Annotated in this window: 10 protein-coding genes and 1 pseudogene; 4 read left to right on the top strand and 7 right to left on the bottom strand. The window is 69.9% G+C overall.

The features are described from left to right. Window positions 1–7 precede the first annotated feature (7 nt). Window positions 8–2,992, bottom strand: a complete 2,985-nt coding sequence (locus ACFY8U_RS35450; protein WP_389576238.1) for an AAA family ATPase — start codon at window positions 2,990–2,992, stop codon at window positions 8–10. Window positions 2,993–3,379: 387 nt separating this feature from the next. Then, window positions 3,380–4,204 (bottom strand): alpha/beta fold hydrolase, encoded by an 825-nt coding sequence (locus tag ACFY8U_RS35445; protein WP_389576237.1) that lies wholly within the window; start codon window positions 4,202–4,204, stop codon window positions 3,380–3,382. Window positions 4,205–4,353: 149 nt separating this feature from the next. On the opposite strand from ACFY8U_RS35445, the gene tap reads away from it, so the two are divergent. Both tap and tpg read left to right on the top strand, forming a co-directional pair. Continuing rightward, the gene (gene tap, locus ACFY8U_RS35440) at window positions 4,354–6,483 is read left to right on the top strand and encodes a telomere-associated protein Tap (protein ID WP_389576236.1); all 2,130 of its coding nucleotides are present in this window, start codon (window positions 4,354–4,356) and stop codon (window positions 6,481–6,483) included. Between the two features lie 3 nt (window positions 6,484–6,486). Beyond that, complete coding sequence (tpg, locus tag ACFY8U_RS35435; protein WP_389576235.1) at window positions 6,487–7,044, top strand: telomere-protecting terminal protein Tpg; 558 nt, start codon at window positions 6,487–6,489, stop codon at window positions 7,042–7,044. A 212-nt stretch (window positions 7,045–7,256) separates the two neighbouring features. Here the strand turns inward: tpg and ACFY8U_RS35430 are convergent, their stop codons facing one another. Together ACFY8U_RS35430 and ACFY8U_RS35425 are read right to left on the bottom strand one after the other, a co-directional pair. Further along, window positions 7,257–8,108, bottom strand: a complete 852-nt coding sequence (locus ACFY8U_RS35430; protein WP_389576234.1) for a sulfite exporter TauE/SafE family protein — start codon at window positions 8,106–8,108, stop codon at window positions 7,257–7,259. Window positions 8,109–8,572: 464 nt separating this feature from the next. Further along, complete coding sequence (locus ACFY8U_RS35425) at window positions 8,573–9,061, bottom strand: MarR family winged helix-turn-helix transcriptional regulator (protein WP_389576233.1); 489 nt, start codon at window positions 9,059–9,061, stop codon at window positions 8,573–8,575. An 89-nt stretch (window positions 9,062–9,150) separates the two neighbouring features. On the opposite strand from ACFY8U_RS35425, the gene ACFY8U_RS35420 reads away from it, so the two are divergent. Both ACFY8U_RS35420 and ACFY8U_RS35415 read left to right on the top strand, forming a co-directional pair. Next, on the top strand, window positions 9,151–9,522 hold the full coding sequence (locus ACFY8U_RS35420; RefSeq protein ID WP_389576232.1) for an HGxxPAAW family protein: 372 nt from the start codon (window positions 9,151–9,153) through the stop codon (window positions 9,520–9,522). Between the two features lie 371 nt (window positions 9,523–9,893). Next, window positions 9,894–9,995 (top strand): annotated as a pseudogene (locus tag ACFY8U_RS35415) (VOC family protein); the annotation flags it as partial. A 78-nt stretch (window positions 9,996–10,073) separates the two neighbouring features. Here the strand turns inward: ACFY8U_RS35415 and ACFY8U_RS35410 are convergent. The 3 genes from ACFY8U_RS35410 to ACFY8U_RS35400 form a co-directional block, all read right to left on the bottom strand. After that, window positions 10,074–11,609, bottom strand: a complete 1,536-nt coding sequence (locus ACFY8U_RS35410) for a hypothetical protein (RefSeq protein ID WP_389576231.1) — start codon at window positions 11,607–11,609, stop codon at window positions 10,074–10,076. Between the two features lie 486 nt (window positions 11,610–12,095). After that, window positions 12,096–14,624 (bottom strand): Helicase associated domain protein, encoded by a 2,529-nt coding sequence (locus tag ACFY8U_RS35405; RefSeq protein WP_389576230.1) that lies wholly within the window; start codon window positions 14,622–14,624, stop codon window positions 12,096–12,098. A gap of 302 nt (window positions 14,625–14,926) precedes the next feature. Continuing rightward, window positions 14,927–15,292, bottom strand: a complete 366-nt coding sequence (locus ACFY8U_RS35400; RefSeq protein WP_389576229.1) for a hypothetical protein — start codon at window positions 15,290–15,292, stop codon at window positions 14,927–14,929. Between the last annotated feature and the right edge of the window lie 744 nt (window positions 15,293–16,036).

Below are 16,036 nucleotides of genomic sequence, written 5' to 3'. Positions count from 1 at the left end.
CAGCCGATCAGCTCACCTTGTCCTGCACCTTCCTCGGCTGGTGGTCGTCCATCGCCAGCAGCCAGCTCGGCAGGTCGGTGCGCTGACGAACGTTCAGCTTGCGGTACGTCCGGGTCAGATGCTGCTCCACGGTGCTCACGGTGATGAAGAGCGCGTCGGAGATCTGCCGGTTGGTCTGCCCCCGCGCGGCCAGAACCGCCACCCGCAGTTCGGCCTCGCTCAGTACGTCGTCCCTGTCAGCGTCCTCCGCGGCCGGCGGCTTGCCCTGCTGCTCCTGCCACTCCGGTGCCTGGCGCACCCAGGGAGCGGAGTCCGAACCCTGGGCCGCGTCGTCGGCACGGAACAGAAAATGCCGCGTGCGTCCCGGTTCCCCGGACTGCCGCCGCACCTGGTCGGTGTCGGCCAGTGCCCGGGCGAGCCCACGCCGGTCACCGCAGGACTGGAACAGCTCCACCGCCTTGGAGAGCAGCTTGCGCCGATGGTCGGGCGCGGCGGTGGAGGCGAGCAGGTGCAGCGCCCTGCCCCGGGTCCGCTCGTCGAGGCCGTGCGGAACGTGCAACTGCTCCCGCAGGAGCTGCGCGGCGTGGGTACGGTTGCCGAGCGCGATCTGTACGCGCGCCAGCTCCAGTCGCCAGGGCACGAGCCCGGCGGCCTCCAGGTTCCAGCCGCGCATCATGGCACCGCAGCGCTGGAAGTCCGAGGAGGCGGCCTGATGCCGCCCCATGCCCAGATGATGGGAGCCCCGGGCGATCAGGTAATGAGCGCCCACCGGGGTGCGGAACATCCCCGTCGGTACGGGCTCGGCGAGCCAGCGGTCGGCCTCGGCATGCCTGCCGGCCTCCGTCGCACAGGAGATCAGCGTGCCCAACGGCCCGCCGACGGCAATTCCCCACGCGGGCGCGGGCAGGTCCTCCAGGGCGGCACGGGCACCCTGCTCCGCCTCGGCCAGATCGCCCAGGCGCAGCGCCGCCTCCGCGCGGATCGACCGCACGACGCCCCGCCACACAGGGGTATGGCGAGCCTCGGGCCGGCCGAGCAGGATGCCGCTCCACGCCACGACCCGGTCCGCGCGCCCCCCGTACAGCAGCGCCAACAGGGGAGCGACGAGCAGGCCCCGGTTGCCCCGGTCGAGATGATGCCGCTGCAGGAACTGCTCGGCCGCGGCCGTACTGTCCACCTCGTCCGTCGGGAGCAGAGCGCTGCCCAGCACGGAGACGGCCTGCACGAGCGGACTGACCGAATGGGGTGCGGTGGCCGCCTTGCTCCAGAGGCCCTGCGACTGCCGCACCGACACCAGGAAGTCCGGGTGAGAGAGCGAGACCAGGAGCCGCATCGCCTGCAGCCGTCCATCCTCGGGACCCGCCGTCTCGGCGGCCTTCGCCTCGGGAACCGCGGCGACCGCTTCGGCGGCCTCCTCCGCCCGCCCCTGCCACAGCAGGTACGGAACCGCGGCAACGGCCGCCGAGACCGGGTACCCGTCGGTCTTCGCCGACCGCACCAGCTTGTCGAGGTCACCGTTGGCCGCCAGCGGATTGACCTGCCAGCGTGCGCTGACCAGCATGCTCGTGAGCGCCTTGCGCCGCTCCTCGTCGGTGCCGGCCTCGCAGCCCAGCCGCAGGTAGGCCACCGTCAGGTCGGGCCGGCCCGCGGACAGCGCGTGCTCGGCGGCATCCTGGAGCACGGGCGCCACCCAGTCGTCCCCCCTGAACCCGGAGGCGATCAGGTGCCCGGCGACCACGCTCGGCTCGGCGCCGTACTCGTGCAGCGTCTTCGCGGCCCGCTCGTGCAGCCACTGACGTATCTCGGCCGGCGTGTCGGACAGCACGGAGTGCAGGATGCGTGGGTGCCGCAGCCGGTCGGCGTCGACGAGCCCCGAGCTGTGCAGGACCCGCAACGCCGACGCGACGGAGGCGGGCAGCAGGTCGAGGAGCTGGCCGAGGAGCTCCTGCGACACCGGCCGGTCGAGCACCGCCAGCGCCCGGGCGACCTTCCTGGCCTCCGGCTCGTGGCGGTAGAGACTGTGGAGCACGGCCCGGCCGAACGCGTCCCCGACGCGCGCTGCAGGGGCGGGCCCGCCTTCCTCCTCGCGCCGGCTGGGCTCGCCCACCAGCGCCTGGACGAGCAGCGGATTGCCGCCGGTCATGTGCAGCAGCCGCTGCGCCTCCTGCAGCACCTCGCTGCTCCCCGTGCCGCCCCCGGACTCTCCGCCGCGCTCCTGCAGCAGCTGCGCGACGGAGTCCACGGTCAGCGGGGGCAGCGTGAGGTGGGACAGCCGCGGGCGGCTGCGCAGCTCCGCATGGAAAAGGGAGTTCGCCGGGCGCAATGTCGACGTCTCGGACAGCAGCACCATGATGGGGGCGTGGTGCAGCCGCCGGGTCACATACAGCAGGCAGTGCAGCGACGTCGCGTCCGCGTGCTGGAGGTCGTCCACCACGAGTACGAGCGGACCCCGGTCGACCAGGTCGAGAAGCGTCGCGAAGACGTCGCGCAACAGCGGTGGCCACATGGGCCCTTCAGCCGGCAGCTCGTCCGCTGCCGCCCATCTGGCCTCGGCCGTGGGGATGGCGCCGGCGGCCTCGGCCATCAGCTTCTCGACCCGTGCGGTGTCGCATCCCGCCAGCCGGGCGCCGTGCAGAAGCTGCCCGAGCACCCCGAAGGGCAGGCCCTGTTCCGCACGGGACCCGGCGGCCGTCAGCACCCGCGCGCCGGTGGCGGCCGCCCACTTGCCGAAGGTCTCCAGCAGCTGTGTCTTGCCCATGCCCACGGGGCCCGTCACCAGGGCCACATGCCCCATCCTGTGTTTCTCACAGGAGTGCAAATTCCGCCGGAGTTGGGCGAGTTGCTCGCCTCGTTCGATCAGCACGACTGGTCCTGCCTCCCCGTCTGCTGTGCCGGACCAGCGGAAATGGTGCTGGCCGGCACTGCTCCCCGTACCGCGCCGCTGGACATGCCCGCTCGAATTCGTGCGTGCCCCTAGCGGGGGTGACTCCATGCCGCTGATGCGGATCCCCGGAACCGACAAAAGTTCTCAAAAACAAAGCAATGCCGAAGTCAAACCTTGGTCAGAGTTGCATGTGCGTCTCAGGGGATGCAACAGAAGCAATTGAGGCCGACCGGTGAAGCAACCCCCACCGCGTGGGGGCCCCGTGAAATGACACCGTGGCCGTGAAGCGACGAAAAAACGGCGCTTTCCCCTGGCCGAAGCGGGTAGGGAACTTCTCGCTCCGGTACGCGTCGTGCTCATCACCCACCCGGAGAGGCCGAGTCGGGGTGCGAGTTCGCGCGCGCGTCCACGGCGATCGTTGAGGCGGTCTGGAGTGTTTCTCTAGCGGCCGAAGGACGAGGGGTGGTGGCCGGTCCGCTCCCCCCGCCGTCCCCCTCACCTGTCCGCAGGGAACCCGGCGGCGAGATGGTCCGTCAGCTGCCCCGGCGCGTCCTCCTGGAGGAGGTGACCCGCGCCTTCGATCCAGTGCAGCTCGGCGTGAGGGATACGCGAGTGCAACCACTCCGCGTACTCCGGGGGAAGGATGCGGTCCTCACGGCCCCAGATGAGGCGTACAGGCAGAGAGATCCCGCCCAGCAGGTCCTCGTACGCCGCGGTGTCGGCCTGTCTGATCTGGCTGTACTGACGGTAGAAAGCGGCGTGCCCCTCGGCCCCCCGCCACGGTGCGAGATACGCGTCGAGGACACCGGGCCGGAAGCCGGTGTACGTCGCATGCCGCATATGGCTGGCGACCAGCGCTTCGTGCGCGTAGCCCGGAAGCTGCCGGAAGACCTCAGAATGCTCAAGGAAGAGCCGGAAGAGCCCTCGCTCCCACTCGCCGCCGCTCACCGCGTCGAAGAGAGTGAGATCCCGGTAGTTCCGCTTCTCCAGCAGCAGCGTTCGGAGGGCCACGGCCCCGCCGATGTCATGGGCGATGACGCTGGGGCTGGACAGCTCCCAACGGTCGAGGAGCCGGGCGAGGTTTCTCGCGTGAGCCGTCAGGCCGAGGTCCTGGCCCTCACGCTGGTCCGACTGGCCGAAGCCGAGGTGGTCGAAGACGTAGACCGTGCGGGTACGGGCGAGCGCCGGAGCGATGTCCCGCCACAGAAAGGAGGAATACGGGGTGCCGTGCACCAGCACGACCGGCTCCCCGCTACCAAGGACCATCCACCGCAGCATCCCGCCGGGCGTCTCGAACTCCTCGCCAAGTGTCCAGTTCACCAGTGCCTCCCGAACTCACCTCAACAGCATCCCCTTGCGCAGTCTTGGGCGCCTCCCCGACCGCCAGCAGGCCAATGAGAAATCCACGCGAAATCCAGAGCGAGTCTGGACATGCGATCGGGGTAGGGTGTGGCACGGAGGTGAGCTCTGTGCCCACGGAGAACGAGCTGTTCAGTGCTATCGATGCGCTACTGGAACAGGTCGCCCAGGATGACCTTCCGTCACCCGACGAGCGCAAGCGTCTGCGGGAAGCGGCCGGACTGAGCCAGGAGCAGGTCGCGAAGGCGCTGAACAGCCGGCGCGAGACGATCGGGAACTGGGAGACAGGGGCGACCGAGCCGCGCCCGCCGAAGCGAGCCGCCTACGCCCGCCTCCTGGAGGGCCTCGCCGCGCGCTTTCCCGTACCGGACACGCCCACCGTCCCTGCTGCCCCGGAACCGCAACCGGCCCCGGCCCCGGCACCCGCAACCGCGCCACCGCCCCGCCCAGAGGCGAGCGCCCCCATCGCACCCACACCTGCAACGCGGCGCCCGGATGCGAAGAGGGCGAGGGCCGTGGCGAAGCCCCCCGCAGCCGCCACAGAGGACCCGCGCTTCGAGAACGGGCCGCTCGCGGTGATCGACTGTGGCGAGGACGGGCTGGTGTCGGCGTACTGCGTCGGCGGCCTGATCCTGGACGTGCCCGCCAAGAGCATCCCGGCACTGGTGGAGTGGACGCTCGCGGAGGCGCGCCTGGGACAGCCGCGGCTGCACCGCAACGGTAAGGACGCCGACCCGATCCTGGTCCTGATGCCGTCGGCTCTGGAGCGCTACGGCCTGCCCGCGGCCCTGTCGGAGGAGGAGCGGCGCGCCGGCCGGCTCCCGGCAGGGCACAAGGTCCTGAAGCAGCTGGAGCGGGCCGAATGGCAGCTCACTCAGCGCGGGTTCGGGCCGTGGGCACGGATCTTCCGTCCGGCCGAAGGGTCGAAGCGCAACTGCGTCCAGCTGTGCATCCCGGCCTGGAACGCGCTGGACGTCCGCGAGTGGGACGACAAGGACCACCCGATCCTGCCCACGATGGGCGCGGCCGACCTGGCCCGGTTCCTGGGTGCGTACGCGTCGCGCGTGATGACGCCGCGCGGCACGACGGCCGTCACCGGCCTGGAGCTGATGGTGGCACTGCACCCGCCGACGATGGCCGTGAGGGACGACAGGACGGGGGAGTGGCGCGGCGCTCCGGCGCCGGGCGCGCTGACGGCGGTGTACGAGCCGGTGGAGTGCGAGGTGCCCGACGGGCACCCCGTGCTCAAGGGCAGATACGCGCGCCACCACCAGCGGACTCCGGCCGAGATGCTGATGGAGGAGTCCTTCGACTGGTGCCGTCCACTGACGGACGCGGAGTGCATGAAGCCGTTCGTCGTCGGCATCGACGTCAACATGGCGTTCGCCGCGGCCGCGAACCGGCTCACCGTGGGCCTGGGCGGCCCGACCCACCTCACCCACCCCGCCTTCGACCCGAAACTCCCCGGCTCCTGGCTGGTGGACCTTTCCCACATCGAGCTGGACGAGAGGCTGCCCAGCCCGTTCACGGCGAGGGGTGAGCGCCCTGAGGGCCCGGCCTGGTACGCCACGCCCACCGTCGCGTACGCGGTGGAACTCGGCTACCAGGTGCAGCCGATCGAGGCGTACGTGCGTTACGAGCACGGCGGCTACCTGGACGCCTGGTACCAGCGCCTGCGCGACGCCTACATGGCGACGATGGCCGACCTCGGTGTCGTGTCCGGGATGGAGGAGCAGGCGTTCCTGGAGGCGATGGCGCGGCACAAGCAGGTGGACTCCGAGATGGCGCTCGTACTGAAAGCGATCAAGGCGACCGCGAAGGGCGGCATCGGGAAGCTGCGCGAACGCCCTAGGACCACGCCGCTGTTCGAGCCGTGGCCGGCCTTGGAACGCAAGGAGTGGCGCCCCGACATCAGGGCCGCCGTCCTGTCGGCGACGAGGGTCAACATGCACCGCAAGATGATGAGGGTAGCGGCCGCCGCCGACATCTACCCCGTGGCGATCGGCACGGACTGCGTGGTCTACCCCTCCGACGGGCCCAGCCCGATGGACTTCCTGCCGCGCACCCCGGACGGCAAGCCGGTGCCGGGTGGTTTCCGGCTGGGTGTGAGCCCTGGGATGGTGAAGCATGAGGGCACGCAGACCACGCTGTGGGCGGAAGAGCAGTACGAGAAGCACGGCCTGGTGAACATCGCCCGCATCATCAAGGACGGCGGCAGGCCCGCCGACGACGGGGAGTAGTCGATGGCCGACCAGCTCGGGGACAGCCTCGACCGCGCGGTGGAGAAGGCGTTCACCCGCCCGATCCCCAAGTCCGCGCAGGCGCAGATGAAGTACCTGGTCAAGCAGCTCAAGGGCACCAAGGCCACCGCCCGGGCGCTGGGGGTGTCCCAGCGGACCGTGGAACGTTACGTCAAGGGCGAGCTCAAGCGGCCCCGCAGAGACCTCGCAGCGCGTATGGAGCGAGAGGTCAGGAAGCGCTGGCAGCCCCAGATCAGGGCCAGGGCGAAGAAGAAGGCGGCGACCACCGACGGCATTGTCGTCGCCACCCGGGCGCGCTTCGGGTACACCGCGGCGCCGGGCTCCACCGATGACGCCCGGGTCCGGCACATCACCCAGGCGCTGCCACCGCAGTGGGCCGAGCGCCTGTTCGCCGCCCGCGACGCCGGCGCCACCGAACAGCAACTCCTCGACATCGCGGCCCAGGGCCTGGGCCAGATGTACTTCCGCGACAACGACCGCCGCGCCCGCGACCTGCTCGTGGAGTTCACGGACGTCGAGGAGATCGAGGTGGAGCTGTAAGGAGCCCGGTCTCGCGTATCCATCGTCGGGCGACGGGGCCTGGCCGTGTTCGAAGCGAGCGGCGGCCAAGAGGGCGCTGTTCAGTTCGGGGTGAAGCGCAGGCTCTCATCCGTGCCGTGACGGAAAGTATCGGACGCTGTGTGTCCCAGGGCGGTCGGGAGGGCTTGCGAGCCGGGCGATCTCTCCCCCGGCTTGCTCTTTGCCGCCACGTCTCATCGCGGTACGACCACACGTGATCCCCGCCGAGCGCCCTCATGACGGGCGAGCTTGACCGCGGAGACGAGCAGGATCACGGCAAGGGCGGGGATGAGGACCAGGTCCGGGAACACTCCGAGCAGGAGTCCGCCCAGTACGGCTCCGGTGATCGAGCCGGCGATCATGACCAGTGTGAACCGTCGGTTGGCGCCGAGGACGGCGAAGCTGCCGTCACGGCTGTAGCGGGCGAAGGCGACCAGCATGGTGGGCAGCGATACCAGCAGGGACATGCTCCCGGCCGTCTTGATGTCCAGGCCGAACAGCAGGACGATCGTCGGGATCAGCAGCTCGCCGCCGGCCACGCCCATGATGGCCGCGACCGCCCCGATGCCGAAGCCCGCGACGACGCCGAGCGGCACCTGCGCCACGAGGGGGAGTGCGAGGTTGCCCAGGGTGGTGGTGTGGGTGATGACCAGGGCCGAGGCCATGAGGACCATCAGCGCGGCCAGCACCTTGTAGAGGGTGGAGCTGCGCATCCGCACTGCCCACGATGCGCCGGCCCACGCGCCCAGCAGACTCCCGGCCAGCAGGTTGGCCGCGACGGGCCAGTGCGCGGCGAGTTGGGATGCCGGGACGGCCGCGGTGCGGGCGGGGAGCGCGACCAGGACGACGACCAGGCTCATCGCCTTGTTCAGGACGACTGCTGAGAGCGCGGCGAATCCGAAGAGGCTGATCAGCAGCGGCAGGCGGAACTCGGCGCCGCCCAGACCGATCATCCCGCCGAGGGTGCCGATGGCCGCTCCGGCACCGAACACCAGGGGTGTCGAATGCGCTGAACGAGGCGGGGCGGGATGCTGGTCGGTGCTCATGGCGGGAATCTTCCCTGGTGGCAGCCTCGGGCCGCTATGGCTCGGCGCCACCTTCGGTCGAACGGACCGGACTCCCGTCCCAACTTCGTCCGGACCTCCGAGCGCTGTCAGCGCAGCGGGATATCGGACTCCCTCGCGTCGCCGCAGGGCGACGGCAAGCATGTCGCCGCCGACGTCCGGGTGGCGGCCGCCGGCGATCGTCGGGAACAGCGCGGCGGGCGCGTGTCGTCGGCGACGCTCTTGTGCCTGGGCAACGGCGTTGTCGGCCGGCGCGGCAGCGATCGCCCGCTTCTCCAGCGCCCTTGTGGCGCGGCCGGTCGACCAGGGCCAGCGGCAGCAGGCAGTGCGGGTCGCCCACTGGACGGAGCCGGCCGGTGCGTCGGTGGGGCCGGGGAGTCGTCGACGGCCCGGCGGGGGCGTCGCGGGCGACGGCCGCTGGGCCATCGGCTTGGGCCCGTAAGACGCTAGTTGTTTCGGGTGGTGCGTGTTTCTTCGAGGGAGGTGGTGAGGATGGTGGTGGCGCGGGTGAGCCAGTCGTTGAGTACGGCGATTTCTTGTGGGGTGTAGTCGGCGAAGAGTTCTGCGATGCGGCGGTAGTTGGTTCCGTAGGCCTCGTACAACCGTTCCGCGGCGGTGGCGTCGGCGACGACGTGGACGCGTCTGCGGTCGTTCGGGTCGTTGCGGCGCCGGGCGTATCCGGCGCGTTCGAGTCGGTTGATGACTCCGGTGATGGCTCCTGTGGTCAGGTTCGCCCGCTGTGCGAGGTCGCCTGCGGTGAGCGGCTGCTGTGCTCCCTCGGCTTCCAGGATGAAGCCCATGCAGGTGAGGTCCGTGACGTTCAGGCCCAGTCGCTGCGCCATGTCGTGCTGGGCGACGATGCCCAGCGCGATGAGGTGATCCATCTGGGCGTGTGCCTGCTCAGGGGTGGAACGGGGGCGCTCCTTGCCATCCAACGCAAACTTCCCTTAGTGTCTAAGTAGCTTAGCTCGTGAGATAAAGCTTCTCCTGGGCCAGCGTATCCCCAGCTTCCGGAAAGGACGTCATGAGCGCGCACGGCGATGTGGATCTTGGTCATACCGTGGCGGGCTGGACGGGAACGGCGATCGCTTGCGTCGGCTTGGGCGTCCTGGCGCTCGCCGTCGTCGTGGTCTCCCTGCCGCTCGCCGTGCTGGGCGCGGGGATCGGCGCTTTCGCGGGTCTCGTGACCTGGTTGCTGCACCTGGCGGGGTGGGGGAAGCCGACGGGGCCTCGTCCGGCGGGCGAGTGGTCCTGGCGGGTGAGGGACCTGGCGGCGCGGCGGGGGCACCCCGACTGCCTGGGATGCCGTATGGCCGGACGACGCATTTCTGCCGCCACGGCCACTGCCTGGCCCGGTACGGCGACTCGTCCCGCGCCGGCCGCCGCGGCCCCCTGACCCCGTCGAGTCACCTCGGCGGTATGGCCACTCCAGCTGCTCCGCAAGGGTCAGGGCCCACGGCGTGGTCGAGGGCACCCGGGTTGCTTGAGGTGGCGCTGCTGGGCTGTCACCTCGCGCACGGGCACATCGTCGCCGGCCTGGCCGCTGCTTTTCGGGCCGGGGGACCTGCCCGGGGGCGCGGTGGCGTTGAAGGCCTGCAAGGCGGGGCGCATACCGAGGGCGAGCCCGCTGCCAGCGCCGCTGAGGTCCCGGCGCCGCGGGCTGGCTGTGGCACCGGGAGGCGTTTGTAGTCACGGGGCGTTGCGGCGTGCCTTCATCAGCCAGCCGATCGTCCTCTCGACCCTGTGGCGGCGGGGCGGCACCTTGATGGTGCCGAGCTCCTCGGCGAGGTCGCCCGGTTCGAGGACAGCTGTCCGCTCTGCTACGTCCGCGGCCCGGAGGGCATCAGCGTCGGACTGGCCGAGCACCTCAGCAGTGTGCAAGAGCGCCTCACCGGCCCCACGGTGAATATCCCGTTGCTCGGCGGGTGGTTGTGGGTGATGGCCTGGTCATTCCGGGACGGTGCAGTCCAGGATCCTTCCGTCCATTGTCCCTATGACCAGTCGCTGTTGGTCTGCCCGGAAGGCGACGGATACCGGCGTGACTGGGTGGCCGTGTGCGCGGAGGGTGTGCCGGTCCCGTACCTCGCCCGTCGCCGTGTCGAGGGTCTCTACCTCGCCGGTGAGGTAGACGGCGTACACCTCGCGCTCGTCGCCGTCGAGACCGGCGAGCGGCTGGTCGGTCTCATATACCCAGCGTGCCGCTCCGTCCGGGAGCCGACGGTTCACGACGTAGGTGCCCGTGCGGGCTTGTGCGTGGGTGGGGCCCCGCTCGTACGACCGGCCTGCTTGGACGAGGGTGTCTCCCAGCTCGACGGCGGGGCCGAACCAGGGCTGGAGTGCGGACGCCGGGTCCCAGTGCAGGGGGAAGAGGGCGCTTACGGTGGCGGGACCGTGGGCGCCTGGCGGCTCGATCGCGTGGATCCACGGAGCGTCGCCGTGCGGGCCGGGACCGTCCACGTACAGCAGGCGGGTGCTATGTCTGACGCGCAGCGCCGGGGAGTTGGAGCGGCGGGGCGCAAGCCCGACGTGTGCCGCCTCTTGGTGTGCGGGGTCGAGCAGCAGCGCGGCCTCTGCGTCGCGCCCCAGTGGGCGCAGGGCCAGCCAGCCCTCGCTCGTGGCGCTCCATGCGGGTGCCGATGGCATGTCCACGCAGTCCACGACACCGCCGTCCGCCGTCGATATCCGCCGTACTGTGGTCGCCCGGTCGACCAGCCGTCCCGTCCCGTCGTCGCGGCAAAAGCCCCGGTACGTCACCCACGCCGACTTGTCGTCAGGGGCTGCCTCGACCTGGACGCTTCCCTCCCCGCTGGCTGGTAGAGCCCAGCTCGGCGCGCCGGACGCATCCCAGCATTCGAGGTCCGTGTGCGGGCCGGTAGCCAGCACCCTGCCGTCGGCCAGCACCGTGAGGTCCCGTACTTCCGCCCGCCTCCGCCACCGGCCCTCTGTCAGTCGGGCGAGGGCGTCCTCCACATGGGGGTCGTAGAGGAGCCCGCTTTCGACCATCGGATGGCGAACGTGGTCGGGGTCGACCAGGCCGGCCGGAGCGGACAGCCAGTCGTCCGCCGCGACGGCCAGCTCGAAGCCTGTGCGGAAACCGCCATCCTTGTCCTCGGGGGAGAGCAGCATCGCGAGCCTGCCGTCCTCCAGCCAGCGCAGGTGCCGCACTTGGCGGCTCTTGCTCAGCAGGTCCGTCACGAGCCCGGTCTCGAGGTGCAGCACAAGCAGCTGTCCCTCGAAGTCCCACGAACCGTCGTAGCGGCCGGTGCCCACGGCGACGATCGGCAGCTCCGGGTGAGGCGCGATGGCACATACGGAGTAGCGGGAGGCGACAACGTGGCGCGGCCGGAGGGTGCCGGCTTCGTACACGCCGATCCGGTGGCCGAGCCAGCGTCCCGTGCCGTGCCATGGGACGTGGCCGAGGTCGCCGGCCGTGATGACGCAGCCGTGACGCGTGGCGGTCACCACCCACTGCGGCCGACCCATCTCGGCGAACGGTTGGTCCCCGAGTATGCGGCGAACGGTCAGCTCTCCCGGCACAACGATCTCCCCTCAGGCGGCGCACAGTCTGCCAGGTCCGGCCGGGCGTTCCTGCGCCCTCTCGAGTCGCTCGACTCATCCGTACCAGGACGGGCCGGCGCGCTGTCCTGAACGGCCAGCGGCCCGTGCCGAGCCCGCAGAGGCGTACGCAGCGGACACGGTCACCTTCTCGAGCGGCCGCACCCACTCGAAGAACTCGTTCATGTCTGGCGAACGACACGTTCCTCTTCCGTAGCGAGGACCTCGATCGCTGCGCCCTCGGTTTGGGCCAAGTAGGTCCGGCGAGGGCATGAGGACGTTGCACGCGGTCCGCGTGGCTCAGCCCCACTGCGCGTGGCGACGAGGCTCTTGCTGGATCCGTTCGCCGCGATCTCTGCGTCCGCAGTCCTCGCTCCTGGGGGTCGTGTTACACGGCGCGCTTGGGGCGAACTGCTACGACCATCGCATGCCGATGGCGGACAGCTGCTCCATTCGTTCCGGGGTGAGTGTGGCGGCCCGGGTGCGTTGGTTGCTGACCCACGCTCCCAGACGGAGTTCTCGCTGCTCCTGGTCCTTCGCGCCGTCCCCGCTGATGGTGATGGTTTCGATGTGTTTGCGGGGGACTCGAAGGTGTCCTTCGCGTTCGTAGAACTGCCGGGCCGCGGTGAGGTGCATTGCCCATTTCTCAGCCTGGCTGGTGCGGGGCTTGGGCTTTTCGTCTTCGTTGGCGGGCTGGATTCCGAGGACCTGCTCACACATCCATTGCTGCACGGTGGTGAGTTTGTCCCACCCGAGCCTGACCGAGCGCACCCACCGCCCGAGGTCCTCGCCCTGGTGCATCACCTCACCGGGCCCGGTGGGCAGCTCGCCGCCGACTTCCTCCAGGTGAAGGCGAGTGAGGTGGAAGGAGCGTTGCCATTCGATGGGCCAGGTGGGGCACCAGGAGGGGTCGATGTCCTCCAGCTGCTCGCGCCGTTCCGGCGACAGCGCCCCGGACCATGACTCCACCGGCAGTCCTTCGGTCTGGCGCTGTTCGAGGTCCTGGGCGCGTCGGGCGGCGGCCCGCGCGTTCTTCAGCCAGATACCCACCTTGTACCCCTGGTGGGCGGCATCGAGCGGCGCCAGGAGATGGCCGTGTTCGGCGGCCCATCCACGGGCGGCGGACAGGCCCTCTTCCCACGCGACGTCGAAGTGGGACCAGACCATGCCCAGCTTCTCGAGCTGCGCGATGCGGTCTTGATCCAGACGGCCGCGGGCGTAGGAGCGGCGGTTGTCGGCGGTCCACTGCCCCAGCGGGAAGCCCGCGAGCGAGGCCGGCCACCCCACTCCTTCGGCTTCCTCGCCTTCGGGGACGCGGTAGGTGAACGGGACGCGCAGGTCGCCGTGCTCGCGGGCGTAGATCACGGCCGCTGCCACTCCGCGCCGCCAGTGCTCGTGCTCGGGGTTGAGGACGCGCAGGTTGATGAACGCTGCGAGGGCGGCCGGGTCGCGGGGTGTGGAGAACTTCAGCAGGGCCTTGGCGGGAGTGCTGACGCCTTCCCACTGCCCGGGCTGCTCCTCCTCCCTGTCACCAAGTTCGCGGCCTTTGGGGGAGTGGCTGGGGGCCTGCTGCTCCGCGAGGGCCTCTACGACTCTGGCGTCGTGTGCCCTGAGCGCCTCCAGCAGCTTGGCCAGCCCGCCGTATGCCCGGGAGGTGAGCATGTTGTCGGCTGTCTCGCCGGGCCCGAGCAGGATCGGCACGACAAGCGACGCGGTCTTGCCCTCGCCCGGCTGCATCCGCAGCGCCCGCCCGACCGCCTGGACGAGGTCGGGCATCGAGCCGCGTACATCCGCCCAGTAGACGGAGTCGCAGTTCTTGGTGTCCACACCCTCACCCAGGACCTTCACCGACCCCAGGTAGCCCTTGTCCACCACGGTCCCGTCCGTGGCGATCCCGTCGGCGAACTCACCCAGCACGCGGCGCCGGTGGAGCGGCCTGTGCTCGCCGCACAGCCAGTTGGCCCAGATCGTCTTCGGGTACAGCTCCGGGTCCGCGTCGTGCAGCCGCGCGGCGACCTCCGGAAGGCCGGCCGCGAACGCCTCGGCCTCCTTCACCACATGGTGGAACACCAACGTACGCCGGAAGTCCTCCTGCGCCGACGCCTTCACCAGCGCCGTCTGCAGAGCGGCGAGCCGCGCCCCGCGGACCTCGACCGTACGGCCTTCTGCGCCCAGGAGCTGCGCGGCCTGGAACTGCGTGTCAGTCACATCCACACATACGACCTGGTAAGGGGCACAGATTCCCCGATCGATCGCCTCCGAGAGCGTCAGGGTGAAGCACCTGCTGCCGAAGGGCGAGTCGGCGTCGTCGTCCATGCTCGCCACCAGCTCACCGGGCGTCCCGGCCTCATCCTCGTCCCCGAGTTGCCACAGCCGGGGCGTGGCCGTCATGTACAGCCGGCGCAGTGCCGGGATCCGGGTGTTGTCGTGCACGACAGCCCACGGCTTCCCGAGCCGCCCCGACGTCCGGTGCGCCTCGTCCACCACGATCAGGTCCCATGCCGGGAGGCCGGCGGCGTGTGCCCGCTCCAGCGTGCCGAGTCCGAGGGAGGCGTACGTGGCGTGCACGGTGACCTTGTCCAGCCCGCGGGTCCGCTCCACCAGTTCGTCGACGTCCGTGGTGTTGGGGAAGGACACCTCCTCACCCCGCAGGGAGGAGACCCCGATCATCGGGCCTCGGCGGCCCCCCTCGCGCCAAGCATCCGCGGTCTGGGAGAGCAGGTCCAGCGAGGGCACGAGCACCAGCACACGGCCCGCGCGGAGCTCCTCCGCACTGCGGACCGCCACCCGGGTCTTCCCGGACCCGGTCGCCATGATCACCTGAGTCCGGAGCCCTCGCTCAGGCACAAGCGATCTTGCAGGCAACTCGAGGGCACGCAGAACCGCATCAACAGCCTCCCGCTGAGCGGCCTCGCGCTGGTCAGCACGGTGTTCGATCGACATGTCCGGCCCCCTTCTCCTGGTTCCGTCCGAGCGACCGGAAACGAAACCTGCTGTCGCCGGTCAGTGAAACTGACCTGGGCTCGTCCAGGTTGATCGAGCGAGCCGTGGCTGCGCTGGCTCACTGAATCTGCGCCGGTGGGGGACGCTCTACCGTCTACCTTCGGCTTTCCTGGCTCAGACTCTGGCTGTGCAGGGATGGGTACTGCGCAGTTTCACCGGTCCGCGACAGGAAGCGAGGCCGCCACTTGGCATCGAGAGTGCTCCCTGGTTCCAGAGTTTATCCCTAAGCCAGAATGAAGCACTCACTTGAGTTCGGTGATCAGCCAAGTGCCATCGACGTCAACAAGGACCAGCTGCGTCAGACCCAACGGGTTGTCACCGAGCTCGACGTACCCCCGGCGCCCCTTGGCGACCGGAAAGCGCGTATCCGTGTCCTCAAGCCAGCCTCTCTGATCAGAGGTAAGCGGCTCGAGCAACTCCCCGATCGCGGCAGGGCAGTCTTCCGTCCGGTACACGGCAGCCAGCTCGACCTGGGCGGTACGGGTCATGACGGAGCAAGCGGCTCGACCGTCTGATCTGCTCAGGTGACCCAGATAGCGAGAGGAAGACTCCTCGAGAGGATCCAAAGAATCGAACAGAAACTTCGCAAGAAAGCCGATGAAGGCCACAAGAACGACAGAAACACCTATAAATGACCAAACAAGTTTCCTTGACGCCACACGTACCCCCTCGACGAGCAATGGTCAGCCGGTCGAGGGTAGCCCGCAGTTGCACCCAGCTCCCCCTCGAAGAAAGTCCAACCCGAGCCCCGCATCCACCGGCGCCGCCGAGGCCAGAACCCTGACCTCGGACGCCCGAACGGCGCTCCCCGACTCCGACCAGGAGCATCATGAGCAGACGAGGCATCAGCTCCCTCGGTTCAGGATGAGAGTCAGGGCGCCGGTATACCCCCAGCCTCCCGAGGCGGATGCTCTGCATGTGGTGAAGCATGCAATGAGGACGTGAGCAGAGGTCACCTTCATCCACCGGGCCGGCCTTCCCAGGCACCCGGGGCACTCTCTTCCCTAATGACACGTCAGGCAGGACCCCCACCCCCTTACTGCCGGGCCGTCAGGCCCGTGGGTGTGCCACGCGGAGCGTGGCACACCCAGTGAACCCAGCACACTGGGTGGCTGGAGCGCAGCGGAGGCCACCGGACAGCCGGAGCCTGCCGAGCCCCGCAACGCGGGGCGCCCCCCTGCTGTTGGGGCCTGGAGCGAAGCGGAAGGACCCTGCCCGGCGGAGCCGGGCGCGGTGAGCGCAGCGAGCCGCTAGCGCCCCCCGCGGAGCGGGGAGCGCAACTGGGGTGCGAAGCACCCCAGTTCGCTTGCACATCGCGCAGCGATGTGGTACCCGCTCCGCGGGGGATCGGA

It is taken from the genome of Streptomyces sp. NPDC012508 (assembly GCF_042902595.1).
In the GTDB taxonomy this organism is placed as follows: domain Bacteria; phylum Actinomycetota; class Actinomycetes; order Streptomycetales; family Streptomycetaceae; genus Streptomyces.
This window is presented reverse-complemented; position numbering and strand designations above follow the sequence as displayed.